Source organism: Mesorhizobium sp. 131-3-5, from assembly GCF_016756575.1.
GTDB lineage: Bacteria > Pseudomonadota > Alphaproteobacteria > Rhizobiales > Rhizobiaceae > Mesorhizobium > Mesorhizobium jarvisii.
The window spans coordinates 1182602-1208274 of the sequence record NZ_AP023254.1 but is presented as its reverse complement, the minus strand read 5'-3'; the positions used below and the strand labels follow the sequence as shown (position 1 = coordinate 1208274).

Sequence of the window (25673 nt, the reverse complement as noted above, 5' to 3'; positions counted from 1 at the left end):
CTTTGTTTCTCACGCGGTCCTAGAGCGGGCCGATGGCCCGCGAACCGCGCCTAGAGCGCTTCGGCGCCCGAAATGATTTCGATCAGTTCCTTGGTGATCTGCGCCTGCCGCTGGCGGTTATAGGTGATCGACAGCTTGTTGATCATCTCGCCGGCGTTGCGCGTCGCATTGTCCATGGCGCTCATCTTGGCGCCCATTTCGCCGGCCGCGTTTTCGAGCAGCGCCCGGAAAACCTGCACGGAAATATTGCGCGGGATGAGGTCGGAGAGGATTTCGCCCGGCTCCGGCTCGTACTCGTAGACGGCATTGCCGCCATCCACCGCCGCGGCGGGAGCCGAAGCGACGCCGGCGGGAATGATCTGCTGCGCGGTCGGGACCTGGCTGATCACCGATTTGAACTGCGAATAGAACAGCGTGCAGATGTCGAAGGCGCCCTCGTTGAAGAGGTGGATGACCTTCTTGGCGATCGCGTCGGCATTGACGAAGCCGAGTGTCTTGACCTCGCGCAGATCGACACGGTCGAGGATCATCGAGGCATAGTCGCGGCGCAGGATATCGAAACCCTTCTTGCCGACGCAGATGATCTTGACCTGCTTGCCGTCGGCTAGAAGCCGCCGGATATGATCGCGGGCCAGGCGGGCGATCTGCGAATTGAAGCCGCCGCACAGGCCACGCTCGGCGGTGCAGACGACGAGCAGATGCACGTTGTCCTTGCCGGTGCCGGTCATCAGCGCCGGGGCATCGCCGCCGCCGCCGATTGCCTGGGTGATGTTGGCCAGCACGGAACCCATGCGCTCCGAATAGGGGCGCGCCGCTTCCGCTGCCTCTTGCGCACGGCGCAGCTTCGCCGCGGCGACCATCTGCATCGCCTTGGTGATCTTCTGCGTCGCCTTGACCGAGGCGATACGGTTACGAAGGTCTTTTAATGAAGGCATGCTTCAAACCTGATCCCGTCTTGTCGCTTCGCTCAGGCGAAGGTCTTGGCGAAAGCGTCGATCTCTGCCTTCAGCTTGGCGCGCAGATCGTCCGACAGCGCCTTTTCCTTGCGAATGGCGTCGAGAACGTCCTTGCCTGCCGCACGCATGTGGCTGAGCAGGCCATGCTCGAACTTGCCGACCTGGTTGACCGGCAGCTTGTCGAGATAGCCGTTGACGCCGGCGAAGATCACCGCGACCTGCTCTTCCGTCTTCAGCGGCGAGAACTGCGGCTGCTTCAGGAGTTCGGTCAGGCGCGATCCGCGGTTGAGCAGGCGCTGCGTGGCGGCGTCGAGATCCGAGCCGAACTGCGCGAAGGCCGCCATTTCGCGGTACTGCGCGAGCTCGCCCTTGATCGAGCCGGCAACCTGCTTCATCGCCTTGATCTGCGCCGAGGAACCGACGCGCGACACCGACAGACCGACGTTGACGGCCGGACGGATGCCCTGGAAGAACAGGTTGGTTTCGAGGAAGATCTGGCCGTCGGTGATCGAGATCACGTTGGTCGGGATGTAGGCCGACACGTCGTTGGCCTGCGTTTCGATGACTGGCAGCGCCGTCAGCGAGCCATTGCCCAGATCGTCATTGAGCTTGGCGGCGCGCTCGAGCAGGCGCGAGTGCAGATAGAAGACGTCGCCCGGATAGGCTTCGCGGCCCGGCGGGCGGCGCAGGAGCAGCGACATCTGGCGATAGGCGACGGCCTGCTTCGACAGATCGTCGTAGCTGATCAGCGCATGCATGCCATTGTCGCGGAAATACTCGCCCATGGTGCAGCCGGCGAACGGCGCCAGGAACTGCATCGGCGCCGGATCGGAAGCGGTGGCGGCGACGATGATCGAATATTCGAGCGCGCCGCGCTCTTCCAGCACCTTGACGAACTGCGCGACGGTCGAGCGCTTCTGGCCGACGGCGACATAGACGCAGTAGAGCTTTTCCTTCTCGGGGCCGTTGTCGTGCACCGACTTCTGGTTGAGCATCGTGTCGAGGATGATGGCGGTCTTGCCGGTCTGACGGTCGCCGATGACCAGCTCGCGCTGGCCACGGCCGACCGGGATCAGCGCATCGATGGCCTTGAGGCCGGTCGACATCGGCTCATGCACCGACTTGCGCGGGATGATACCGGGCGCCTTGACGTCGACGCGCTTGCGTTCGGTCGCCTTGATCGGGCCCTTGCCGTCGATCGGATTGCCGAGCGCGTCGACGACGCGGCCGAGCAGGCCCGGACCGACCGGAACGTCGACGATGGCGCCGGTGCGCTTGACGGTGTCGCCTTCCTTGATGTCGCGGTCGGCGCCGAAGATGACGACGCCGACATTGTCGGCTTCGAGGTTGAGCGCCATGCCGCGGATGCCGCCGGGGAATTCGACCATCTCGCCGGCCTGGACATTGTCGAGGCCGTAGACGCGGGCGATACCGTCACCGACGGACAGCACCTGTCCAACTTCGGAGACCTCGGCCTCCTTGCCGAAATTCTTGATCTGGTCTTTCAGAATTGCGGAAATTTCCGCGGCGCGGATGTCCATCAGCCGACCTCTTTCAGTGCAAGCTTGAGCGAATTGAGTTTGGTTTTGAGCGACGTATCGATCTGGCGCGAGCCCATCTTGACCACCAGCCCGCCGAGCAGCGACGGATCGACGGTGACGGAAATGGCCACGTCCTTGCCGGCAACACTTTTCAGCGCCGCCTTGAGTTCGGTCTGCTGGGCAGCCGTCAGCTCATGAGCCGACGTCACTTCAGCAGCGGTCTCGCCACGATGCTCGGCGGCGATCTGGCGGAACGCCTTGATCATGCCGGGCACGGCGAAGAGCCGGCGATTGCGGGCGACGACGCGCAGGAAATTACCGGTGAGGCCGGTGATCCCAGCCTTGTCGGCGATCGCCGCGATGGCCTTGGCCTGCTCCTCGCTGGAGAACACCGGGCTGTTGATCAGCCGGGTCAGGTCGGAACTGCCAGCCAGCATCGCCTCGAAACTGTTGAGGTCGGACTCGACCTTGGCCACGGAATTTGCCTGCAGGGCGAGTTCGAACAGCGAACCCGCGTAGCGTTCTGCGACACCTGAGATTGGCGATGACGATTGGGCCACGGACCGTCTTTTCTCTTGTCTGACAGGCCGCAGATTGTTGGCGCGAGCAAAAACTCTGGCTAAATCTTTGACCTTACTGCATTTTTTCAAGCACGGAGGCGCGGCTTCCGCTATCCCCGGCCGAAAGTCGATTGCCGTCTAGCACAGGCATTTTAAGACCGCAATGCGTCGTTCCGCATGCTTTTCAGGCACTATTGTCGCATCCGGCGAAAGAGTCTCGCCTCGCGCCACGGAATAGCTAGCGATTCAAGGCACAAAGCCGAAGGCAAAGGCAAGCGGCAACGCCGCCAGGACCAATTCCACCACAATGGAAACCCAATTGAAAGGTGTATTGGCGCCATCCGACATCATCGACAGCAGCCGGCCGAAGGCCGTGAACAGCCAGGAGAAGCCGAGCGCCATGTAAACCAGCGGCTGCGCCAAGAGGATGCAGCACAGGCCGACGCCGAGATAGAAGCCCGACATCCGGCCACGCCCCTCGGCGATCGCCGCCGCTTTCTCCGGCTTCGCCTGCAGGCGCAGGATGCGGAAGGCCAGGCTGGGTGCCAGGAAAAACAGAAGGCCGAGCAGCACGGTGAAGACTGCGCTCGACCAGGCCAGCCATTCGCCCTGGCTCGTCGGCCATGGAAGCGCAAAGTCCATTGTGTCCCCTCGAAATGCCTGTTTTGAAATTCCGGGCATTCTAGCCGAGGAAAAGCGCCGCGCCAGATGGCATCAGGCACTTTCAAAGCAATGCCAGGAAAAGTGTGAAACGGTTCTCCCGGGAAAAACGCGCAGCGTTTTCCCTAAGGAATTGCGTCAAAATCAAAAGAGAGCGCGTCAACCGAGCGCGAATTCCACCGCCGCCTCGGCATGGATGCGTGTCGTGTCGAATACCGGAATGTCGAAATCGTCCTGTCCGATCAGCATGGTGATCTCGGTGCAGCCCATGATGATGCTGTCGGCGGCCTCGTCGCGGCGCAGGCGTTCGGCCTCTTCGATATAAGCCGCCTTCGAGGCTTCGGTGACGATGCCTTGGCAGAGCTCCTCATAGATGACGCGATGCACCATGTCGCGCCCGGCCGTATCGGGCACCACTGGCGAGAGGCCGTATTTGTCGGCAAGCCGGCCCTTGTAGAAATCCTGCTCCATGGTGAAGCGCGTCGCCAGCAGCGCCGGGCGCTGCATGCCGGTGCGCTTGATCGCCGCCGCCGTGGCGTCAGCGATATGGATCAAGGGGATCGACACCGCCGCCTGCACCTGGTCAGCCAGTCTGTGCATGGTGTTGGTGCACAGAACCAGACCCTCCGCGCCGCCCGCCTCCAGCTTGCGCGCGGCATCAATCAGAAGCACGCCGGCGCCGTCCCAATCGCCATGATGCTGCCGCTCGGCGATCTCGGCGAAGTCGAACGACCAGAGCAGCAGCTTCGCCGAATGCAGCCCGCCAAGGCGATCGCGCACGATCTCGTTGAGCAGGCGATAGTAGATGGCGGTCGATTCCCAGCTCATGCCGCCGAGCAAGCCAAGGGTTTTCATGTGATCTTCCGTTTCTCGCTGGCCAGCAGCCTATCGCCGATATGGCGACCTTACAAAAAGCTCTGCGGGTCGATGTCGACCTGCACCCGGACCGAGCCGCGCTGCTTCGGCCCATTGGCCAGCATGGTGCGGATAAATCCTTGCATGTCGGCGCGCCGTTCGCCCTGGATCAGCAGGCGGAACCTATGGCGACCGCCGAGTAGGGAGAGCGGCGCTTCCGCCGGCCCCAGCACGAACAGGTCCGACGCCTCGGGCGCAGCGCGGCGCAGGCCGCGTGCATGCCCTTCCGCTTCCGCTCGCGTCACCGCGCTGACGATGACGCCGGCCAACCGGCCGAAGGGCGGCAGGGCCGCCCGCTCCCGCTCGGCGATCTCGCGCTCGTAAAAAGCCTCGGCATCGCCCGAGACGATCGCCCGCATCACCGGATGGTCGGGCTGGAAAGTCTGCAGCAGGCCGAGGCTCTTCTTGCCGGTGCGGCCGGCGCGGCCGGTCACCTGGCTGAGCAGCTGGAAGGTGCGCTCGGCGGCGCGCGGATCGCCATTGGCAAGACCGAGATCGGCATCGACGACGCCGACCAGCGTCATGTTGGGAAAATTGTGGCCCTTGGCCACGAGCTGCGTGCCGATGACGATATCGGCCTCGCCATCGGCGATCGCTTCCAGTTCCAGCCGCAGCCGCCGCACCCCGCCCATCAGGTCGGACGACAAGACGATGGTGCGCGCATCGGGGAAATGCGTGACGACCTCCTCGGCGATGCGCTCGACACCCGGGCCGCAGGCGACCAGATGGTCGAGCGTACCGCATTCCGGGCAGGCTTCGGGGCGGCGTTCATTGTGCCCGCAATGATGGCAGACCAGTTGGCCTCGAAAGCGATGCTCGACCAGCCAGGCCGAACAGACCGGGCAGCCGAAACGGTGGCCGCAGACGCGGCACAGCGTCAGCGGCGCATAGCCGCGCCGGTTGAGGAACAGGAGCGACTGTTCCTTCTTCTCCAGCGTCTTGCGCATATGGTCGATCAGCACCGGAGACAGGAAGCCGCCACGCGCCGGTGGCGCGCGCCGCAAGTCGATCGACTTCAGCTGCGGCAGCGCCGCCTCGGCGAAGCGGGCGGAAAGGATGGCCCTGTTGTACTTGCCTTGGCTCGCATTGACGCGGCTCTCGACCGAAGGCGTCGCCGACGCCAGCACCACCGGAAAGCCGCCAATATGGCCGCGCACCACCGCCATGTCGCGCGCATTGTAGAAGACACGGTCCTCCTGCTTGTAGGCAGGGTCGTGCTCTTCGTCGACGACGATCAGGCCAAGCTCCTTGAACGGCAGGAACAGCGCCGAGCGCGCGCCGGCAACGACGCGCACCGTGCCTTCCGCCACCTGCCGCCAGACTTTTTCGCGCATCCTGGGCGGCAGGTCGGAATGCCATTCGCCCGGCTTGGCGCCGAAGCGCTGCTGGAAGCGTTCGAGGAAAGCGTGGGTCAGCGCAATTTCCGGCAAAAGGATCAGCACCTGCTTGCCCTGGTCGAGCGCCGCCGCCACCGCCTCGAAATAGACCTCCGTCTTGCCAGACCCGGTAACGCCGTCGAGCAGCGCGACGTTGAAGGCGCCGGCCGCGACATTGGCGCGCAGCATCGATGCGGCGTCGCTCTGGTCCGGCATCAATTCCGGCACGGCATAGCTCGGATCAGGTGCTGCCACGACCGGGCGCGGCGGGATCATCACCGTCTCGAACACGCCTTGCGCCTTCAGCCCCTCGATCACAGTCGACGACACACCGGCCGCATGCGCGAGGCCCGACCGCGTCCAGGCCAGCCCGCCTTCGGCCGTTTCCAGCACGCGCGCCCGCGCATCCGTCATCCGGTCGGGAACGATAAGCGTGCGTTGCAATCCCTCGATCCAGGGCTCCGGGTCAAAGGCCTCCGGCGCTCTGAGCAGCATGCGCGCCACCATGCCCGGCGCCGACAGCGTGTATTGCGCCACCCAGTCGACGAAACGGCGCATCGAACGGTCGATCGGCGGGCAGTCGAAGACCTGTTCGATCGGGCGCAGTTTTTTCGCATCGACAGTCTCGACCGCGCCATCCCAGACGATGCCGGCAACCTGGCGCGGCCCGAGCGGCACGCGCACGATCGACCCTGGCACGACGCGCATGCCGGCCGGCACGGCATAGGTGTAGGGGCGTTCGGCAGGCATCGGCACCAGCACCGGTGCGGCTGCGACAAAGGGCGAATCTTCGATCATGAGGCGTGACCTTGCCCCGACTTTGGTCTAGATCAAAGAGCAACGCTGAACGTGCCTTCCCAGGCACGACGAAATCGTCAGGAGACCCGCCATGAAATTTTTTGTCGACACCGCCGACATCAAGGATATCCGTGAGCTGAACGATCTGGGGCTGCTCGACGGCGTCACCACCAATCCGTCGCTGATTCTCAAATCCGGCGGCAAGATCGCCGACGTCACCAAGCAGATCTGCGATATCGTCGCCGGCCCGGTCTCGGCCGAAGTCGTGGCGACCGAATACAAGGACATGATGGCGGAGGCCGAGGTGCTGGCCAAGATCGCGCCCAATGTCTGCATCAAGGTGCCGCTGACGCTGGACGGCCTGAAGGCCTGCAAGACGATCCGCACCCAGATGAACCGCATGGTCAACGTCACGCTGTGCTTCTCGGCGAATCAGGCTCTGCTCGCCGCCAAGGCCGGTGCCTCGTTCATCTCGCCCTTCGTCGGCCGCATCGACGACACCGGCTCGGACGGCATGGAGCTGATCCAGGAGATCCGCCAGATCTACGACAATTACGACTTCCAGACCGAGATCCTGACCGCATCGGTGCGCACGGTGAACCACGTCAAGCAGGCGGCCCTGATCGGCGCCGACGTCATCACCGCGCCGCCGGCGACGCTGAAGGCGCTGGTCAAGCACCCGCTGACCGACAAGGGCCTGGAACAGTTCCTCGCAGATTGGGCCAAGACCGGCCAGAAGATCGGCTGAGATCGCACTGCTTCAATGAGAAAAGGCCGGGCGACCGGCCTTTTTTATTACGCGTCGCAAGAAGCCCGATCGCCGAAAGGACCGCCGATCATTCCGTGCCGTCGTCGTCGGCCGCGGCTGCCTGCGGGCGCCGGCCCATGATGATTTCGCGCTTGCCGACATGGTTGGGCGCGCCGACCAGGCCTTCCTTCTCCATGCGCTCGACCAGGGAGGCGGCGCGGTTGTAGCCAATGCCGAGCCGGCGCTGGATGTAGGACGTCGAACACTTCTTGTCGCGCACCACCACCTTGACCGCTTCGTCATAGCTGGAATCGCCGTCCTCGGCCGCGACCGATCCCTTGTCGAAGACCGCGCCCTGGTCGTCCTCGACCTCTTCCTCGTCCTCGTCGGCGGTCACGGTCTCCAGATATTCCGGGCGGCCCTGCGCCTTCAGATGCGCCACGACATGCTCGACCTCCGCGTCGGAGACGAATGGGCCGTGCACGCGTGATATCCGCCCGCCCCCCATCATGTGCAGCATGTCGCCCTGGCCGAGCAGCTGCTCGGCGCCCTGCTCGCCCAGGATGGTGCGGCTGTCGATCTTGGAGGTGACCTGGAAGGAAATTCGGGTCGGGAAGTTGGCCTTGATCGTGCCGGTGATGACATCGACCGAGGGGCGCTGCGTTGCCATGATCAGATGGATGCCGGCGGCGCGCGCCATCTGCGCCAGGCGCTGGATGGCGCCTTCGATCTCCTTGCCGGCGACCATCATCAGGTCGGCCATCTCGTCGACGATGACGACGATGTAAGGCATCGGCGCAAGATCGATTTCCTGCTGCTCGAACAGCGGCTCGCCGGTGCCCTTTTCGAAGCCGGTCTGCACCGTCATGATGACCGCCTCGCCCTTGTCGCGGGCTTGGGCGGCGCGCTCGTTGTAGCCGTCGATGTTGCGCACGCCGAGCCGTGCCATCTTGCGATAGCGGTCCTCCATCTCGCGCACCGCCCATTTGAGTGCGGTGACGGCCTTCTTGGGATCGGTGACGACGGGCGTCAGAAGATGCGGGATGCCATCATAGACGGAGAGTTCCAGCATCTTCGGATCGACCATGATCAGCCGGCATTCTTCCGGCTTCAGCCGGTAGAGCAGCGACAGGATCATGGTGTTGATGGCGACAGACTTGCCGGAACCGGTGGTGCCGGCGACGAGCAGATGCGGCATCTTCGCCAGTTCGGCGATGACGGGCTCGCCGCCGATCGTCTTGCCGAGGCAAAGCGCCAGCTTGCAGCTGGTCTTGCGGAAGCCCTGCGATTCGATCAGTTCGCGGAAATAGACGGTCTCTCGCGTCTCGTTCGGCAGCTCGATGCCGATGACGTTGCGGCCGGGCACGACGGCGACGCGCGCCGAAATCGCCGACATGGAGCGGGCGATATCATCGGCAAGGCCGATGACGCGGGACGATTTGACGCCTGGCGCCGGCTCGAACTCATAGAGGGTCACGACCGGACCCGGGCGAACGTGGATGATCTCGCCCTTGACGCCGAAATCCTCGAGCACGCTCTCCAGGAGATCGGCATTCTGCTCGAGCCGCTCCTGCGACATATAGAAGCCCTGCCCTTCCGGCGGCTGCTGCAGCAGCTCTTCCGAGGGAAGTTCGTACGCCTCGCCGGTCGTGGCCGGCACGATCTTGCCGACCAAAGGCAGCGGCGAAGAGGCGCGCACGGCCGGAGCCTGCACGGTCTCCTCGGCGCCTTGCGCGACCTGCGCCGGAGCGGCCTTGCCCGCGACGGCAGAGGTTGCCATCCGCGCTTGGGCTCGCTTCGGCACACCACCCGCTACCGGCTGAACCGCGGCTTCGTTGGAGTTGGCCGGCCGGACATCCGGCAAAGCGGCAGGGGCTTGCTGGCCTGGAAGCCAGTCGATGACGCGGAACGACGCGGTCGGGTCGGCCGAGGGCGCGGCGCGGACATCGACCCGACCGGCGACGGCTGGCGCGGCGGCGCGCGGGACCGGGACGGCTCGCGACGCGGGCGACGAACCTTCGATCATGTAGGGCGCCATGAGCTCGAAGAAGACGTGATCCGACAGATAGGGCCAGCGGACGGTTTCGCGGCCTGTCGTCCTGACTGGCGCCGCCATTGCCTGGGCAGGCGCGGCCGGCGCGGGTGCCCGTACCGGCGCAGCGGTCCTCGGACCGGCCGTCACAACGGTCCGCGCCTTTTCGTTGGCATGGCTTGGCGGAACGGATGCCGAGGCCGGCGATCTCTCATGCATCGCGGCTTTGTTGCCGGCGGGCGGCCGGGCGGCTTCCAGAGCGGCGCTCCGGCTTTTCATCGCCGCCGGCAATGACGGGGACGAGACCCCTGACGACGGCGCGGCCGCGGCAGGCTGTGTGACGGCTTGCCGCGCCGGCGGTTCGCCTTGCTCGGAGGTGATCTGGCGCGGATGGCGCGGGCTGGCTTCATAGTCCGGGGTGCGGGTAAACCGCACATTGGGCGCCAGGAAGAAATATTCCTGCCAGGCGGGGCTTTCGTTGCCGCCGAGATCGACAGGTGGCGGGAAATTGCCGGCCGCGGCCGCGCCGGTCTGCTGGCCGCCCGCCTTGCCGCCCGGGCCGTTGAAACGCTTTCCCTCGGGGTCATCGGGCGAAGCTGGCTTCAATGAATTGACCCGAGGAAAACGCTTGGATTCCATTCTCAAGACTCACTCTGAAATGTCTGCTGAGCAATAGGGAGCGAGTGGTTAACAGTTGCTTCCCGTCAGCGCTTTTGGAGCGGCCGAAAAATATCTTTCGCGGCGATGGCGCACGAGCCGGATTCGAGCCGATGATCGTCACCTCACGATCATCCGCTCGCGCACATGCGTCGGGTTAAAAAGAGAACTCTCGGCCATCGCGAAGCGGGCCGTGCACCTGGATCGAGGCAGCGTTTTCCGTGAAAAGAAGGTGGCGCTAGCTGGCCGACTTCCCGTGCCGGACCAGATCCTGGGCGATGGACAGCTGCAGCGCCTCGGCCAGTTCGCGCGCGGCGCGGTTCTCGGCATCAATCTGCGCCCGGTACGAGGCAAATTCCTGGCGCGGCCTGTCGAAGGACGAGGTGATCGAGCGCTTGCCGACGGTGATGACGGCGCCGGTTTTCGCATCGGTCAGCGTATAGTTGGCGGTCAGCGTCACCGAGCCGGCGGTCGGCTCGTCCTCATCGGTGCCGACCTGCACGAGGGCCGAGGATTCAACAGCTTCGGTCACGCTGAGAGTAAGCGAATAAAGCGGCGACGCCGGTTCGCCGGCACCCCGCCCGAAGCCGAAGATCAGATTGTTGCGCACCTGCTGGGCATAACGCGTCCTGACCGGCTTGATGGCGATCGACGCCAGCTCGGCATTGGCGCTCGCGCCCGTGGACAACGGCGCGTTGGAATAGAGCGGGTGCACCGTGCAGGCCGAAACCAGCGCCAGCGAGCCGACAAGCGCCACGCGGCGCAGCAGACGGCTCAGCTCTGTCTTTTCCCGATCAGGCAACGACATTGACGATCCTCTGCGGCACGATGATCACCTTGCGCGGAGCCTTACCTTCGAGTGCTTTCTGCACGAAGTCGAGAGCCAGTACCGCTTTTTCGACCGCACCTTGGTCCGCGTCGCGGGCAATTGTCAAATCCCCCCGCTTCTTGCCGTTGACCTGCACCGGATAGGTCACTTCGTTGTCGACGACCAGCGCCGGGTCGAAGACCGGCCATGGCCGTTCGGCGACCAGATCGGTGCCGCCGAGCGTCTCCCAGCACTCTTCGGCCAGATGCGGCATGACAGGCGCGATCAGATGCACCAGGATCTCCACCGCCTGGCGGCAGGCGCTCTGCAGGGCCGGCTCGGCCTTGCCTTCCGCCACCTGGTTGAGCGGCGTGGTCAGCGCATTGGCCAGTTCGTAGATGCGGGCGATGGCGCGGTTGAAGGCGAGCTTCTCGATATCCTCGCCGACCGCCTTCAGGATCTTGTGCGCCGCCTTGGAAACCGCTCCAGCCTCGCCGGTATTGGCCACCTCGGGCTTGATGCCGGCCAGCGTCTCGGCCGCCGTCGACACCAGGCGCCAGACGCGCTGGATGAAGCGATGCGCGCCGGCGGCGCCGTCGTCGGTCCATTCGACGTCGCGCTCGGGCGGCGAGTCCGACAGCATGAACCAGCGTGCCGTGTCGGCGCCGTAGCCATCGGTGATGTCTTCGGGACTCACCGTGTTCTTCTTCGACTTCGACATCTTCTCCAGCGGGCCGATCGTGACAGCGTCGCCGGTGGCGATGTCGAAGGCGCGGCGTTCGCCGTCGACGCCCTCCAGCCGCACCTCGGTCGGCGCCAGCCAGCGGCCGTTCGAAGCCGATCCGACGCGGTAGGTTTCGTGCACCACCATGCCTTGCGTGAACAGGCCCTTGAACGGCTCGGCCAGGTCGACATGGCCGGTTTCGCGCATGGCGCGGGTGAAGAAGCGCGAATAGAGCAGATGCAGGATCGCATGCTCGATGCCGCCGATATACTGATCCACCGGCAGCCATTCATTGGCCGCCCTGGGATCGGTCGGCTCATGCGCCCAGGGCGCGGTGAAGCGGGCAAAATACCAGGACGAATCGACGAACGTGTCCATCGTGTCGGTTTCGCGCCGCGCGTCCCTGCCGCATTGCGGGCACTTCACATGCCGCCAGGTCGGATGCCGGTCGAGCGGATTGCCCGGCCGGTCGAAATCGACATCGTCGGGCAGCTTGACCGGCAGGTCGGCCTTCGGCACCGGCACCACGCCGCAATCCTCGCAATGGATCATCGGGATCGGGCAGCCCCAGTAGCGCTGGCGCGAAATGCCCCAGTCGCGCAGGCGGAAATTCACCTTGCGCTCGGCCATCGGCCGGTTGCCGATCGTCTTCTGCTCCAGCAGCTTCGCCACCTCGTCGAAAGCGCGGTCCGGCTTCATGCCATCGAGGAAGCGTGAATTGATCATCACGCCGTCGTCGACATACGCTTCTTCCGTGATCTGGAACGACTTGGCATCGACGCCTTCGGGCATCACCACCGGGATCACCGGCAAGCCGTATTTGTTGGCGAAGTCGAGGTCGCGCTGGTCGCCGGACGGACAGCCGAATATGGCGCCGGTGCCGTATTCCATCAGCACGAAATTGGCGACGTAGACAGGCAGTGTCCAGCTGTCGTCGAAGGGATGAACAACGCGGATGCCGGTGTCGAAACCCTTCTTCTCGGCCGTCTCAAGTGCGGCCACCGACGTGCCCATATGGCGGACCTCGTCGATGAACTTCGCCAGCGCCGGATTGGTCTCGGCGGCCTTCCTGGCCAGCGGGTGATCGGCGGCGACGGCCATGAAGGAGGCGCCGAAGATGGTGTCGGGCCGCGTCGTGTAGACTTCCAGCTCATGCTCGCCGGCGATCGGTGCAGCCAGAGGCCAGCGGATCAGCAGACCTTCCGAACGGCCGATCCAGTTCTGCTGCATCAGCTTCACTTTTTCGGGCCATTCGTCGAGGCCGTCGAGCGAATCCAGCAGGTCCTGCGCAAATTCGGTGATCTTGAAGAACCACTGCGTCAGTTCGCGCTGTTCGACCAGCGCGCCGGAGCGCCAACCGCGCCCGTCGATGACCTGCTCGTTGGCAAGCACCGTCATATCCTCCGGGTCCCAGTTGACCTTGGAGGATTTGCGCGTCACCAGCCCCTTCTCGACGAAATCGAGGAACAGCATCTGCTGGCGGTGGTAGTACTCGACATCGCAGGTCGCGAATTCGCGCGCCCAGTCCAGCGACAGGCCCATGACCTTGAGCTGCTCGCGCATGGTGGCGATGTTCTGGTAGGTCCATTCCTTGGGGTGGACCTTGTTCTGCATCGCCGCGTTTTCGGCCGGCATGCCGAAGGCGTCCCAGCCCATCGGATGCAGCACGTTGAAGCCCTTGGCCCGCTTGTAGCGCGCCACCACGTCGCCCATCGTGTAATTGCGGGTGTGGCCGATATGGATGCGCCCCGACGGATAGGGGAACATCTCCAGCACGTAGTATTTCGGCTTCGGGTCGTCATTGCGCGCTTCGAACAGCTTCTTTTCGGCCCAGGCCTTCTGCCATTTGGGTTCTGACGCGCGCGGATTGTATCGTTCGGTTGCCATGGGACGTTTTTCACTTAAAAGCAGGCGCGAACCGCGGGCGACTGGCTCCGCGGTTCAGGGAATGTGGTCCGGGTGTTCACCATGGTTTGGCAAACCCGTCAACCATATGGGCTTCGCGGCGGCTAAAAACGCGGATCAAAACAGCGGGATTTGCATATGGGTGACACCGTTCAGCAGTTTTTCGCGGTCAAGGCGAAGATCGCCGCCGCCGAGCAGGAGGCCCGCCGCGAGGCCGGCGCGGTGACGCTGGTGGCCGTCTCCAAGACCTTTGACGCCGCCGACATCCGCCCCGTCATCGAGGCCGGCCAGCGCGTTTTCGGCGAGAACCGCGTGCAGGAAGCGCAGGGCAAATGGCCTGATCTGAAGCAGGCTTTTCCTGACATCGAGCTGCATCTCATCGGTCCGCTGCAATCGAACAAGGCCAAGGAGGCGGTGGCGCTGTTCGACGTCATCGAGACGGTCGACCGCGAGAAAATCGCCGTCGAACTCGCCAAGGAGATTGCCCGGCAGGGACGCTCCCCAAAGCTCTATGTCCAGGTCAACACCGGCTCCGAGCCACAGAAGGCCGGCATCGAACCGCGCGACGCCGTTGCTTTCGTCGCCCGCTGCCGCGATGTCCACGGCCTCGCCATCGAAGGGCTTATGTGCATCCCGCCGGCCGACGAGAACCCCGGCCCGCATTTCGCTCTGCTGGAAAAGCTCGCTCGCGAGGCCGGCGTCGCCAAACTGTCGATGGGCATGTCCGGCGACTACGAGACGGCCATCGCCTTCGGCGCCACCAGCGTCAGGGTCGGCTCGGCGATCTTCGGCAGCCGCTGATACGCACGCCTTTGGGCCAGTTCGGCAAGCTGGCTGCGCCACGACTGGAAACGAAACGTACCGTTCCTATTTGTTTTGTGTCATCACAAGTTTCTCCTGGAGCTTCGCCATGCGTTACAACCAGCTTGGAAATACGGGGATGTACGTCTCCGAACTGTGCCTCGGCACCATGACCTTCGGTGCCGCCGGCCAGAATGCCCAATGGGGGCTGATCGCCAGCCTCGACCAGAAGGGCGTCAACGAGATCGTTGGCCGCTCGATCGCCGCCGGCGTCAACTTCTTCGACACGGCCGACGTCTACTCCTTCGGTGAGTCCGAGCGCCTGCTCGGCCAGTCGCTCAGGGACCTCGGCGTCAAGCGTTCGGACGTCGTCATCGCCACCAAGGTTCATGGCGCCATGGGCCAGGGTCCGAACGAGCGCGGCTCCTCGCGCGGCCACATCATGGATTCGGTCGATGCCAGCCTCGAACGGCTGCAGCTCGACCATATCGATCTCTATCAGCTGCACGGCACCGACGCGGTGACGCCGATCGACGAGACGCTGCGGGCGCTGGACGACCTCGTTGCCAGTGGCAAGGTCCGCTATGTCGGCGTTTCCAACTGGGCGGCATGGCGCATCGCCAAGGCGCTCGGTATCGCCGACCGCAAGGGCTTCGCCCGCTTCGAGACCATCCAGTCCTACTATTCGATCGCCGGCCGCGACCTCGAGCGCGAGATCGTGCCGCTCATCAACGAGGAGAAGCTGGGCCTGATGGTGTGGTCGCCGATGGCGGGCGGCCTGCTTTCCGGCAAGTACGGTCCCGGTGCGCCCGGCAATGGCGAGGGCCGCCGTGCGTCCTTCAACTTCCCGCCGGTCAACGAGGATCGCGCCTGGGCGGCCGTCGCCGTCATGCGCGAGATCGCCAAGAAGCATGGTGTCAGCGTTGCCACGGTGGCGCTCGGCTATGTCCTGGCCAAGCCCTTCGTGATGAGCGTCATCATCGGCGCCAGCCGCATGGACCAGCTCGAACAGAACCTTGCCGCGACTGAAGTGAAGCTCGACGCGGACGATCTCGCCAGGCTCGACGAGGTCAGCGCGCTGCCGTCCGAATATCCCGGCTGGATGCTGGAGCGCCAGGCGGCCGGCCGTCGCCCGGCGCCATTCGTGCCGAAGGGGTAGTCCGTCTCCACCACGACGCGATTTTCTGCAAAGCCGCGCGTTCCTTCGGGCGCGCGGCTTTTTCGCGCTTCAAGCCGCACGGCCGCCTTGTACCGGACGCGATTGCGGCTACCATCGGTAAGCCGGAGCAGCATATGGGGATGTCTGGAGGTGACGATGGCACCATCCGCCGCGCAATTTCGGAACAGCATCGTTGCGATCCCGAGATGATGAGCGGACGGGGATTCCATATCCCGCCCCTGCCGGGTTGTCGAACGGACCTTGAAAACCTGCGTTTCCTCAGAGCCGTACAGTCTCGGCCAGAAAATCGAGAAAGGCCCGCACCCGCGCCGGCAGATGCCGGCCCTGGCCGACATAGACGGCATGGGTCGCCTCCTCGTCGCCCGGATTGAAATCCTCCAGCAGCGTCACCAGCCGACCGGCTACGATATCGGCCGCGACATGCCAGCGCGCCAGCCGGGAGATGCCTGCTCCGGCCAGCGTCATCAGCCGCATCGCCTCGCCGTCACTGACCAGCGTGTTGCCGGTGATCGGGACCATGACCGCGTTGCCGGCAGCGTCGACAAACGGCCAGCCATCAATATGCCTTACGAAGCCGAAGCCCATGCGATTATGCCCATCGAGATCGGCCGGCGTCAGCGGTTTTCCCTGCGCTTCGAGATAGGACGGGGCCGCAACCACCACCACCCGGCTTTGCCCGAGCTTGCGCGCCACCAGCCGCGATTCGCCGAGCGGCCCGGCGCGGATGGCGACATCGGCGCGTTCGGCCATCAGGTCGATGACGCTGTCGGTCAGCACCAGATCGACCGAAATTTCGGGATAGCGTTCAAGGAAGCGCGGCAGGAGCGGGATCAGCCGGTGCACGCCGAAGGGCACGTAGGTGTTGACGCGCAGCCGCCCGCGCGGTGCCGCACCCGCCGCCGCCTCGCGCTCGGCCGCGGCCATATCGGACAGGATACGCAATCCGCTGTCGTAGAATGCCGTTCCCTCCGGCGTCAGCTGCAGCTTGCGTGTCGAGCGGCTGACCAGCCGCGCGCCGAGCCGGGCTTCCAGACGCGCGATCAGCTTGCTGACGGCTGATGGCGTCATGCGCAACGTGCGCGCAGCCGCCGAGAAGCTACCGGCCTCGACAACGCGCACGAACACTTCGATCTCGCCGGAGCGGTTGATATCGGGTCTGGCCATTTGTGAATCTATTTCACAGTAAATGTGCCGAACGCAAGTCTGGTTCACAGTGCATGGCGACACGATCTTTCGGCTCGGAGCGCGGTTTGGACAAGGCGCTCGTCGTCGCCAAAGTGGGAACCGTCATGCCTCTTGCTCTCTACGCCCTCGCCGCCGGTGCCTTTGGCATCGGCGTCACCGAATTCGTCATCATGGGTCTGCTCATCGACGTCAGCAAGGATTTCGGCGTCTCGATCTCGGCCGCCGGCCAGCTCATTTCGGGCTATGCGCTGGGCGTCGTCATCGGCGCGCCGCTGCTCACCATCGCCACCGGCAACTGGCCGCGCAAGACCGTGCTGCTGGCGCTGATGGCGATCTTCACGCTGGGCAATCTCGCCTGTGCGCTGGCGCCCGACTATTGGACCCTGATGGGCGCTCGCATCGTCACCGCCTTTGCCCATGGCACCTTCTTCGGCGTCGGTTCTGTCGTCGCCACCGGCCTGGTCGCGCCCAACAAGAAGGCATCGGCGATCGCGCTGATGTTCACGGGGCTGACCATCGCCAACATCCTCGGCGTGCCCTTCGGCACCTGGCTCGGCCAGGCCTTCGGCTGGCGCGCGACCTTCTGGGCGGTGACCTTGGTCGGCCTAGCGGCCTTCGCCGTCATCCTGGCCCTGGTGCCGCGCAGCCAGGCAGCACCCGAAAAGAGCGACCTGCGCGCCGATCTCGCCGTGCTGCGCCGCGCGCCGGTGCTGCTCGGCCTCGCCACCACCGTGCTTGGCTATGCCGGCGTCTTTGCCGTCTTCACCTACATCGCCCCGCTGCTGACCGAGATCAGCGGCTTCAAGGAAGCGGCAGTGTCGCCGATCCTGCTCGTCTTCGGCGGCGGCCTCATCGCCGGCAACCTCGCCGGCGGCAAGATCGCCGACCGCTGGCTGGTGCCGGCGGTGCTGGGCAGCCTCGTGGTGCTGGCTGTGGTGCTGGCCACCATGAGCTTCGCCATCCACAGCCAGGTCCTGGCGGTGATCTATGTCGGCCTGCTGGGGGCCGCCGCCTTCGGCACCGTGGCGCCGCTGCAGATGTGGGTGCTGGACAAGGCGCAAGGCGCCGGCCAGAGCCTCGCCTCCTCCTTCAACATCGCCGCCTTCAATCTCGGCAATGCCGCCGGCGCCTGGCTCGGCGGCGCGGTCATCGCCCATGGCCTTGGGCTGGGTTCGCTCACCTGGGTCGCCGCTTTGCTGCCGGTCGCGGCACTCGCCGTGGCGGGATTGGCGCTGCGCCTCGACAGACATGAAGAGCGGCTGATCCCGGCTGCTGCCGGCACCGTCTCCATGAAGTGATGGCAGCACCGATATCGACCCGTCGACAGACGCCCCGAAACGAGACCGAGAGGAGAACCTATGACACTTCCGATCCACCGCACCACCGTCGCCCTTCTGGCAACGCGCCTGACGCTCGGCGCGCTCGCGTTGGCGGCTTCGTCGATGGTCAGCCCGGCAATTGCCGGCGAGAAACAGGACTGGGTGGGCACCTGGACGGCCAGCCCTCAACCGACATGGGGGACCGATTTTGCCTTGCCGGTGAAAATGATGCCAAAGCTTGAGAACCAGACCATACGCCAGACAGTCAGGACCAGCGTTGGCGGCAGGCGGTTCCGCATCGTCCTGTCGAACGAGTATTCAAACGTGCCGATCCAGATCGGCGAAATACGTGCGGCGAGAGCTGGCAAGGACTCGAAAATCACCGCCGGCACCGATCGTGCCGTCACATTCGGCGGTCAGGCAAAGGCAACAGTTCCGGCAGGCGCGCCTTTGGTCAGCGATCCGGTGGAATTGCCCCTCGACGCCTTGAGCCGCCTTTCGATATCGGTCTATCTGCCGCAGCCCACACCAATCTCCACCTTCCATTGGGACGGTAAGCAGACCGCCTATATCGGCGACGGCAACCAGACGGCTTCCGAAACCATCGCGGCTGCGCAGACCACCGACGCGCGTACCTTGGTCAGCGAGATCCTGGTCGATGCGCCGGCAAATGATGGCGCCGTGATCGCCATCGGCGATTCGATCACCGACGGCAACGGCGCCACGCTGGACGCCGACAACCGGTGGCCCGACGTCCTCGCCGAGCGTCTCGTCTCGAAGCACGTGTCGGTGCTTAACGCAGGCATATCCGGAGCGCAGCTGCTGGATGATGCGATGGGCGTGAAGGCTTCGGCCCGCTTCGACCGTGACGTGCTGGCTCAGCCCGGCGTCAAGGCGGTCATCCTGCTCATCGGCATCAACGATATCAGCTGGCCCGGCACGCCATTCGCACCTGAGAAATCCCTGCCCTCTCTGGCGGCACTCACCACTGGATACCTGCAACTCGCAGCCCAGGCCCACGCCCATAATCTGATCATCGTCGGCGGCACGTTGACGCCCTTTGAGGGCGCGCTGAGCGGCACGCCGCTCGATGCCTACTACACGCCTGAAAAAGAAGCGTTGCGCCAGAAGGTCAACAACTGGATCAGAACCAGCGGTGCCTTCGATGCGGTCGTCGACTTCGACCTGCTGCTCCGCGATCCCGTGCACCCGACACGCCTGCTGCCGGAGTTCGATTCCGGCGACCACCTCCATCCGGGCGACAAGGGAAACCGGGCCATGGCCGCGGCCATCGATCTCGGCCAACTGATCAAGAATTGAGCAGCCGGCAACTGACTTCATCCAGCAATTGAAAGGACAAAATCATGGACTATCGACGTCTCGGCGCGTCGGGCCTGAAAGTGCCCGCACTCTCCTTCGGCGCGGGAACCTTTGGCGGCTCCGGCCCGCTGTTCGGCGCCTGGGGCAACAGCGACGCCAAGGAAGCGCGGCGGCTGGTCGACATCTGCCTCGAGGCCGGCGTCAATCTGTTCGACACCGCCGACGTCTATTCGAACGGCGCCTCCGAAGAGGTGCTCGGCGAAGCCATCAAGGGCCGGCGCGATGCCGTGCTGATCTCGACCAAGACGTCCTTGCCGATGGGCGACGGGCCGGCCGATTACGGCTCCTCGCGTTCGCGCCTGATCAAATCCGTGGACGCCGCGCTGAAGCGCCTCGGCACCGACTACATCGACCTGTTGCAACTGCATGCCTTCGACGCCGGCACGCCGATCGAGGAGGTGCTGTCGACGCTGGACGAGCTCGTGCGCGCCGGCAAGCTGCGCTATGTCGGCGTCTCCAACTTCTCCGGCTGGCAAGTGATGAAGTCGCTGGCGGAGGCCGATAAGCACGGTTATCCGCGCTATGTCGCGCACCAGGTCTACTATTCGCTGGTCGGCCGCGACTATGAGTGGGAACTGATGCCGCTCGGCCTCGACCAGGGCGTCGGCGCGCTGGTGTGGAGCCCGCTCGGCTGGGGCCGCCTGACCGGCAAGATCCGCCGCGGCCAGCCTCTGCCGGAAAAGAGCCGGCTGCATGACACCGCAGGCTTTGGCCCGCCGGTCGAGGACGAACATCTCTACCGGGTGATGCATGCGCTGGACGCGGTGGCGCAGGAAACCGGGAGGACCGTGCCGCAGATCGCCATCAACTGGCTGTTGCAGCGCCCGACCGTTTCCTCCGTCATCATCGGCGCCCGCAACGAGGAGCAACTGCGCCAGAACCTGGGCGCCGTCGGTTGGTCGCTGACGCCGGAGCAGGTGAAGAAACTCGACGCCGCAAGCGAAGTGACTGCGCCCTACCCGTATTTCCCCTATCGCCGCCAGGAAGGTTTCGCCAGGCTGAACCCGCCGGCCGTTTGAGCGCCGGCTGAGTCAGCGCAAGCGCTGGTAGTTGGCCACGGTCTCGGAGGTTCGTCATCCTAGGGCGAAGCAGGAGCGCAGCTCCGTCGCGGAGACCCTAGTATCCATGCCGCGACTTCAAGGCGTTGCAACGGTGCAGAATTCTGCTGCGTTGCACTCCACGGCAAAGGTCACTGCATGGATCCTCGGGTCAGGCCCGAGGATGACGAAACGATGGGCGCATTTCCGCTAACCACCAACGCATGCGATACATCACGCAAGCACTCCGTCAACACTTCTGCGCCTTAATGCAGTACGAACTCGCCATCCACCTTGCGCCATTCATTCGGCGCGATCAGCTTCTGGTGGGTGTAGACAACCGAGTGCAGCGGTCCATCCAGCTTGGCCTTCCAGAATTCGATGAATTTGATCAGCACCGGAAACGTCGGAGCGATGTCGTAGTCCTGCCAGATGAAGCTCTGCAGGAGATGCGGATGATCGGGGAAATGATAAAGAATCTTGGCCGTGGTCAGGCCATAGCCTTTGAGCATCAGGTCCATTTCGGCATGGTCGCGCATTGCTGCCCCCTTGGCGGTCCCTTGGTTGAATCTCCTTTCCTCCCAACGTCAGATTGTGCGCGCCGTTGCTTAACTGTCTATTGATTTTTCCTGATCGAAACAGGCTTTTCGACGCGAAAACATACAGTTAGCAGCGAGCCAACCTGAGTGCTGACAACGCGAGCCCGTGCCCCTGCGGCATCCCGCCACGCAAACCCAACGTCTAATATTGCCGTAAGGCCGGAACTGGTAATAATGCCGCCGAATTCGCGGCCGCTTCGCCGCGATCCCGCCGGCGGTTCAAGCCGGCGTATGGTTTGGGAGGAAAGTCAGGAATGTCCGAGGTTCATGTCCATCGCGTCCAGCCGACGTGGAAGAAGAATGCGCTGATCGACAACGACACTTACCTGAAATGGTATGCCGACAGCATCAAGAACCCGGACAAGTTCTGGGGCAAGCACGGCAAGCGCATCGACTGGTTCAAGCCGTTCAGCAAGGTCAAGAACACCTCCTTCGACGGCAAGGTCTCGATCAAATGGTTCGAGGACGGGCTGACCAATGTTTCCTACAACTGCATCGACCGCCATCTGAAGAAGCGCGGCGACCAGACCGCCATCATCTGGGAAGGCGACAACCCCTACGACGACAAGAAGATCACCTATAACGAGCTCTACGAGCATGTCTGCCGGCTCGCCAATGTGATGAAGAAGCACGGCGTCAAGAAGGGCGACCGCGTCACCATCTACATGCCGATGATCCCGGAAGCCGCCTATGCGATGCTGGCCTGCACGCGTATCGGCGCCATCCATTCGATCGTCTTCGGGGGCTTCTCGCCCGATGCGCTGGCCGGCCGCATCGTCGACTGCGAATCGACCTTCGTCATTACGTCGGATGAAGGCCTGCGCGGCGGCAAGTCGATTCCGCTGAAGGAGAACACCGACAAGGCGATCGACATCGCCGCGAAGAACTTCGTCATGGTGAAGAACGTCCTCGTCGTGCGCCGCACCGGCGGCAAGATCGGCTGGGCGCCAGGCCGCGACCTCTGGTATCACGACGAGGTCGCGACGGTGAAAGCCGAGTGCAAGCCCGAGAAGATGAAGGCGGAAGACCCGCTGTTCATCCTTTACACCTCAGGCTCGACCGGCAAGCCGAAGGGCGTGCTGCACACCACCGCCGGCTATCTCGTCTATGCGTCGATGACCCACCAATATGTCTTCGACTACCATGACGGCGATATCTACTGGTGCACCGCCGATGTCGGCTGGGTCACCGGCCACAGCTACATCGTCTATGGCCCGCTCGCCAACGGCGCCACCACGCTGATGTTCGAGGGCGTGCCGAACTACCCGTCGCAGTCGCGTTTCTGGGAAGTCATCGACAAGCACAAGGTCAACATCTTCTACACCGCCCCGACCGCGCTGCGCGCGCTGATGGGCGCCGGCAACGACCCGGTGACGAAGACCTCGCGCAAATCGCTGCGCGTGCTCGGTTCGGTCGGCGAGCCGATCAACCCGGAAGCCTGGGAGTGGTATTTCAACGTCGTCGGCAACGGCAAGGTGCCGATCGTCGACACCTGGTGGCAGACCGAGACCGGCGGCATCCTGATCACGCCGCTGCCGGGCGCCACCGACCTCAAGGCAGGCTCCGCGACGCGGCCCTTCTTCGGCGTCAAGCCGCAGCTGGTCGACGGCGAAGGCAAGGTGCTGGAAGGAGCCGCCGACGGCAATCTCTGCATCACCGATTCCTGGCCGGGCCAGATGCGCACCGTCTATGGCGATCACGACCGTTTCGTGCAGACCTATTTCTCCACCTACAAGGGCAAGTACTTCACCGGTGACGGCTGCCGCCGCGACGCCGACGGCTACTACTGGATCACCGGTCGCGTCGACGACGTCATCAACGTCTCCGGCCACCGCATGGGCACGGCCGAGGTCGAATCGGCGCTGGTCAGCCATGACAAGGTTTCGGAGGCCGCCGTCGTCGGCTATCCCCACGACATCAAGGGCCAGGGCATCTACAGCTATGTCACCTTGATGAAGGGGGTGGGGCCGACCGAGGAGTTGCGCAAGGAGCTCATCGCTCATGTCCGCAAGGAGATCGGCGCAATCGCTTCGCCCGACAAGATCCAGTTCGCCCCCGGCCTGCCCAAGACGCGTTCCGGCAAGATCATGCGCCGCATCCTGCGCAAGATCGCCGAGGACGATTTTGCCACCCTTGGCGACACCTCGACGCTCGCCGATCCGGCCGTCGTTGACGATCTCATCGCCAACCGGCAGAACAAGAAGGGCTGAAAACGACTGGTCGAAGGTCGCGGGAAGCCCGGCGAACGAGAGACCAACGCAATGAATGATATTGGCACTGTCGCGCAGCTCTGGCGCTATCCGGCAAGCTCGCTCGCCGGCGAGCGCCAGGACGCCATTCTGGTCGAACCGGCGGGCATGGCAGGCGACCGCATGTTCGGCCTCGTCGATGTCTCGGACAATGAGATCGCCAGGCCCGACCGCGAGGCGAAATGGCACAAGGTGCCGCGCATCCGCACCCGGCTGGCCAATGATCGCAACCTTGAGATCGCCGTCCCTGACGGCGACTGGTTGAGCGCCCCCGGGGTCGAATGCGACCGCGCAGTATCGGCCTATCTCGGCTTCGCCGCCTCGATCCGGCCGTTCGGCCGGGAGAATGCCCCGCCTGCCTATGCCGGTCCGGTCACCGCCGCCCGCTACAGCAAGGCGCCGATCCACCTCCTGACCACGGCGTCGCTGGCGCGGCTGACGGCGCTGCATCCGGATGGCGCCGCCGACCCGCGCCGCTTCCGCCCCAACATCGTCGTCGATATGGCGGCGGTCGATGGCTCGTTTCCCGAAACGGAATGGATCGGCCGCAAGCTCGCCATCGGCGAATTGCTAGTGACCATCTCGGAGCCTTGCCGCCGCTGCGGTTTCACCATCATCGCCCAGGACGGCTTCGATGACGACCCGGCGATCCTGCGCAATCTGGTCCGCCACAACGCGCACAATCTCGGCGTCTACTGCACGGTGGATCGGCCGGCCGGTATCAAGGTCGGCGACGCGATGCGTTTTCTGTAGCTACCGATAAAGATCCGCTCGCGTCGGCGGCAGGCCGCTTGGCCCCCGCGCTCGCTTGGTGACGACTGTCTGGAAAATCTGCGCCGAGCCGCGATCGAAGGTGATCGAACAGCCGGTCAGATAAAGCAGCCACAGCCGTGCCTTGGGCTCGCCGACCTCGGCGATCGCCTCATCGAAACGCGCGTGCAGGCGCTCGGCCCACAGCCTGCAGGTGCGGGCATAGTGCTCGCGCAAATTCTCGACGTCGGCGACGAGGAACCCGTGCGCCTCGAGATTGCCGAGTGTCATGCCGATCGTGTCGACCTCGCCGCCGGGGAAGATGTATTTGATCAGCGCTTTGTATTCGGGGCCCTTGCGCAAGGTCTTGCGCGTGCCGCCCTTGCCGCGCCTCGTGATGGCATGGTGCAGGTAGATGCCGCCCGGCTTCAACAGCCGGTGAACGGTCGAGAAATAGGTGGCGTGGTTGGCGAGGCCGACCGCCTCGAACATGCCGATCGACGAGATCTTGTCATAGCTGCCGTCGAGCTCGGTGTAGGATTTGATGTCGATGGTGATCCTGTCCTCCAGCCCCTCGGCACGAATGCGCTCGCGCGCCAGCCGGGTCTGTTCCTCCGACAGCGACACGCCATGGCCGATGGCGCCAAAGTGCTTGGCGGCGTGGATCAGCATCGCGCCCCAGCCGCAGCCGATATCGAGCAGCCGGTCGCCCGCCTTCAGCCTGAGCTTGCGGCAGATATGGTCGAGCTTGTCCTTCTGCGCCTGGTCGATGCCGTTGGTGAAATCGGTGAAATAGGCGCAGGTGTAGACCATGCGCTCGTCGAGGAAGAGCCGATAGAAGGCGTTCGAAATGTCGTAGTGATGCTCGATCGCCTGCTTGTTCGAGCCGCTGACGAAAGGGTTGCGCCCGGCAAGATCGGCCCGTTTCGTCATCTGCCGCCGCGAAAACAGTACGGCCGGCAGGTCGCGCAGGATCGCCAGTTTGGGCAGCGCCTTCAGCCTCAGCTTGCCCTGTGACGGCAGGGCATAGAGATCGAACAGCGAGCCGTCCTCGACATCGATCGTCTTGGAAATCCACATTTCGAGCAGCGTCGAGAAATTCGGCCGGCGGGCCAGTTGCCAGACGATGTCCTGGTCGTTGATGGCAAGCACCGGGCCGCCGGCTGGGCCGATCCGTTCCCCGGTCCACAGCCTGACGGCAAAACCCGGCTTCAGCGCCCCGATCACGGTTCGAACGATGCGCGCGGCTCTCTCGGTGGCGTCCATGGTCCCTCCCGTGACCGATAACGCCATGTTGTCTGTTTGGGCTGCGGATCGCAAGCCGAAGCACGCTGGCCCGACTGCGCCGCATTTTCCGGCGGGACGCCTTTTTCAGCCCGCCATCTTGTCATTTGCTGCGACGCACCCCATCATGAGGATGTGTTCAACAAATCGAAAGGAGGTGATCCGATGTCGAGTGATTTCGTTTTCCAGAACGTGGCCTCAGCGGATTG

General features: G+C 64.3%; 20 protein-coding genes. 8 read left to right on the top strand and 12 right to left on the bottom strand.

Features of this window, described 5'->3' with window-relative positions; translation table 11 throughout:
* Nucleotides 1-50: 50 nt before the first annotated feature.
* The 6 genes from JG747_RS05825 to JG747_RS05800 all read right to left on the bottom strand — a co-directional run bounded on the left by JG747_RS05825 (nt 51) and on the right by JG747_RS05800 (nt 6806).
* Nucleotides 51-935: a F0F1 ATP synthase subunit gamma gene (locus tag JG747_RS05825; RefSeq protein WP_010912153.1), complete on the bottom strand. Its 885-nt coding sequence runs from the start codon at nt 933-935 to the stop codon at nt 51-53.
* 32 nt (nt 936-967) lie between these two features.
* Nucleotides 968-2497, bottom strand: coding sequence for a F0F1 ATP synthase subunit alpha (atpA, locus tag JG747_RS05820; protein ID WP_019861845.1), 1530 nt, complete (start codon nt 2495-2497; stop codon nt 968-970).
* Nucleotides 2497-3057, bottom strand: coding sequence for a F0F1 ATP synthase subunit delta (locus JG747_RS05815; protein WP_064981313.1), 561 nt, complete (start codon nt 3055-3057; stop codon nt 2497-2499). The genes atpA and JG747_RS05815 overlap by 1 nt, the downstream gene beginning before the upstream one ends.
* Before the next feature lie 246 nt (nt 3058-3303).
* Nucleotides 3304-3699, bottom strand: coding sequence for an AGROH133_08824 family phage infection protein (locus tag JG747_RS05810; RefSeq protein WP_064981315.1), 396 nt, complete (start codon nt 3697-3699; stop codon nt 3304-3306).
* 177 nt (nt 3700-3876) lie between these two features.
* Entirely contained in the window at nt 3877-4572 is a 696-nt protein-coding gene (locus JG747_RS05805; RefSeq protein ID WP_064981316.1) for an aspartate/glutamate racemase family protein, read from the bottom strand.
* A 50-nt stretch (nt 4573-4622) separates the two neighbouring features.
* On the bottom strand, nt 4623-6806 hold the full coding sequence (locus tag JG747_RS05800; RefSeq protein WP_202361354.1) for a primosomal protein N': 2184 nt from the start codon (nt 6804-6806) through the stop codon (nt 4623-4625).
* Nucleotides 6807-6897: 91 nt separating this feature from the next.
* Here JG747_RS05800 and fsa point away from each other — a divergent pair, with 91 nt between their 5' ends.
* The gene (gene fsa, locus JG747_RS05795) at nt 6898-7554 is read left to right on the top strand and encodes a fructose-6-phosphate aldolase (RefSeq protein ID WP_019861850.1); all 657 of its coding nucleotides are present in this window, start codon (nt 6898-6900) and stop codon (nt 7552-7554) included.
* 88 nt (nt 7555-7642) lie between these two features.
* On the opposite strand, the gene JG747_RS05790 is transcribed toward fsa, so the two are convergent.
* The 3 genes from JG747_RS05790 to leuS form a co-directional block, all read right to left on the bottom strand.
* Complete coding sequence (locus JG747_RS05790) at nt 7643-10225, bottom strand: DNA translocase FtsK (RefSeq protein ID WP_202361353.1); 2583 nt, start codon at nt 10223-10225, stop codon at nt 7643-7645.
* Between the two features lie 256 nt (nt 10226-10481).
* The gene (gene lptE / locus JG747_RS05785) at nt 10482-11051 is read right to left on the bottom strand and encodes an LPS assembly lipoprotein LptE (RefSeq protein ID WP_202361352.1); all 570 of its coding nucleotides are present in this window, start codon (nt 11049-11051) and stop codon (nt 10482-10484) included.
* Complete coding sequence (gene leuS / locus JG747_RS05780; protein WP_202361351.1) at nt 11038-13662, bottom strand: leucine--tRNA ligase; 2625 nt, start codon at nt 13660-13662, stop codon at nt 11038-11040. Before leuS ends, lptE begins: the two co-directional genes overlap by 14 nt.
* A 156-nt stretch (nt 13663-13818) precedes the next feature.
* On the opposite strand from leuS, the gene JG747_RS05775 reads away from it, so the two are divergent.
* Nucleotides 13819-14481 carry a YggS family pyridoxal phosphate-dependent enzyme gene (locus JG747_RS05775; protein ID WP_202361350.1) on the top strand — a complete coding sequence of 221 codons (663 nt, stop codon included), beginning with the start codon at nt 13819-13821 and terminating at the stop codon, nt 14479-14481.
* Between the two features lie 109 nt (nt 14482-14590).
* Nucleotides 14591-15640, top strand: coding sequence for an aldo/keto reductase (locus JG747_RS05770; protein ID WP_064981325.1), 1050 nt, complete (start codon nt 14591-14593; stop codon nt 15638-15640).
* 279 nt (nt 15641-15919) lie between these two features.
* Here the strand turns inward: JG747_RS05770 and JG747_RS05765 are convergent, their stop codons facing one another.
* Nucleotides 15920-16825 carry a LysR family transcriptional regulator gene (locus JG747_RS05765; RefSeq protein ID WP_202361349.1) on the bottom strand — a complete coding sequence of 302 codons (906 nt, stop codon included), beginning with the start codon at nt 16823-16825 and terminating at the stop codon, nt 15920-15922.
* A 125-nt stretch (nt 16826-16950) separates the two neighbouring features.
* Here JG747_RS05765 and JG747_RS05760 point away from each other — a divergent pair, with 125 nt between their 5' ends.
* Genes JG747_RS05760 through JG747_RS05750 form a run of 3 tightly spaced genes read left to right on the top strand, consistent with a single transcriptional unit; the run spans nt 16951 to nt 20564 of the window.
* Nucleotides 16951-18144 (top strand): MFS transporter, encoded by a 1194-nt coding sequence (locus JG747_RS05760; RefSeq protein ID WP_202362234.1) that lies wholly within the window; start codon nt 16951-16953, stop codon nt 18142-18144.
* A gap of 60 nt (nt 18145-18204) precedes the next feature.
* Complete coding sequence (locus JG747_RS05755) at nt 18205-19485, top strand: SGNH/GDSL hydrolase family protein (RefSeq protein WP_064981329.1); 1281 nt, start codon at nt 18205-18207, stop codon at nt 19483-19485.
* 44 nt (nt 19486-19529) lie between these two features.
* On the top strand, nt 19530-20564 hold the full coding sequence (locus JG747_RS05750; protein WP_202361348.1) for an aldo/keto reductase: 1035 nt from the start codon (nt 19530-19532) through the stop codon (nt 20562-20564).
* 284 nt (nt 20565-20848) lie between these two features.
* On the opposite strand, the gene JG747_RS05745 is transcribed toward JG747_RS05750, so the two are convergent.
* Nucleotides 20849-21121, bottom strand: coding sequence for an usg protein (locus JG747_RS05745; RefSeq protein WP_019861862.1), 273 nt, complete (start codon nt 21119-21121; stop codon nt 20849-20851).
* Between the two features lie 314 nt (nt 21122-21435).
* On the opposite strand from JG747_RS05745, the gene acs reads away from it, so the two are divergent.
* Nucleotides 21436-23391, top strand: coding sequence for an acetate--CoA ligase (gene acs, locus JG747_RS05740; protein ID WP_064981332.1), 1956 nt, complete (start codon nt 21436-21438; stop codon nt 23389-23391).
* 51 nt (nt 23392-23442) lie between these two features.
* On the top strand, nt 23443-24183 hold the full coding sequence (locus JG747_RS05735; RefSeq protein WP_202361347.1) for an MOSC domain-containing protein: 741 nt from the start codon (nt 23443-23445) through the stop codon (nt 24181-24183).
* On the opposite strand, the gene JG747_RS05730 is transcribed toward JG747_RS05735, so the two are convergent.
* Nucleotides 24184-25446 carry an SAM-dependent methyltransferase gene (locus JG747_RS05730; RefSeq protein WP_202361346.1) on the bottom strand — a complete coding sequence of 421 codons (1263 nt, stop codon included), beginning with the start codon at nt 25444-25446 and terminating at the stop codon, nt 24184-24186. It abuts the gene before it with no gap.
* Nucleotides 25447-25673: the final 227 nt, after the last annotated feature.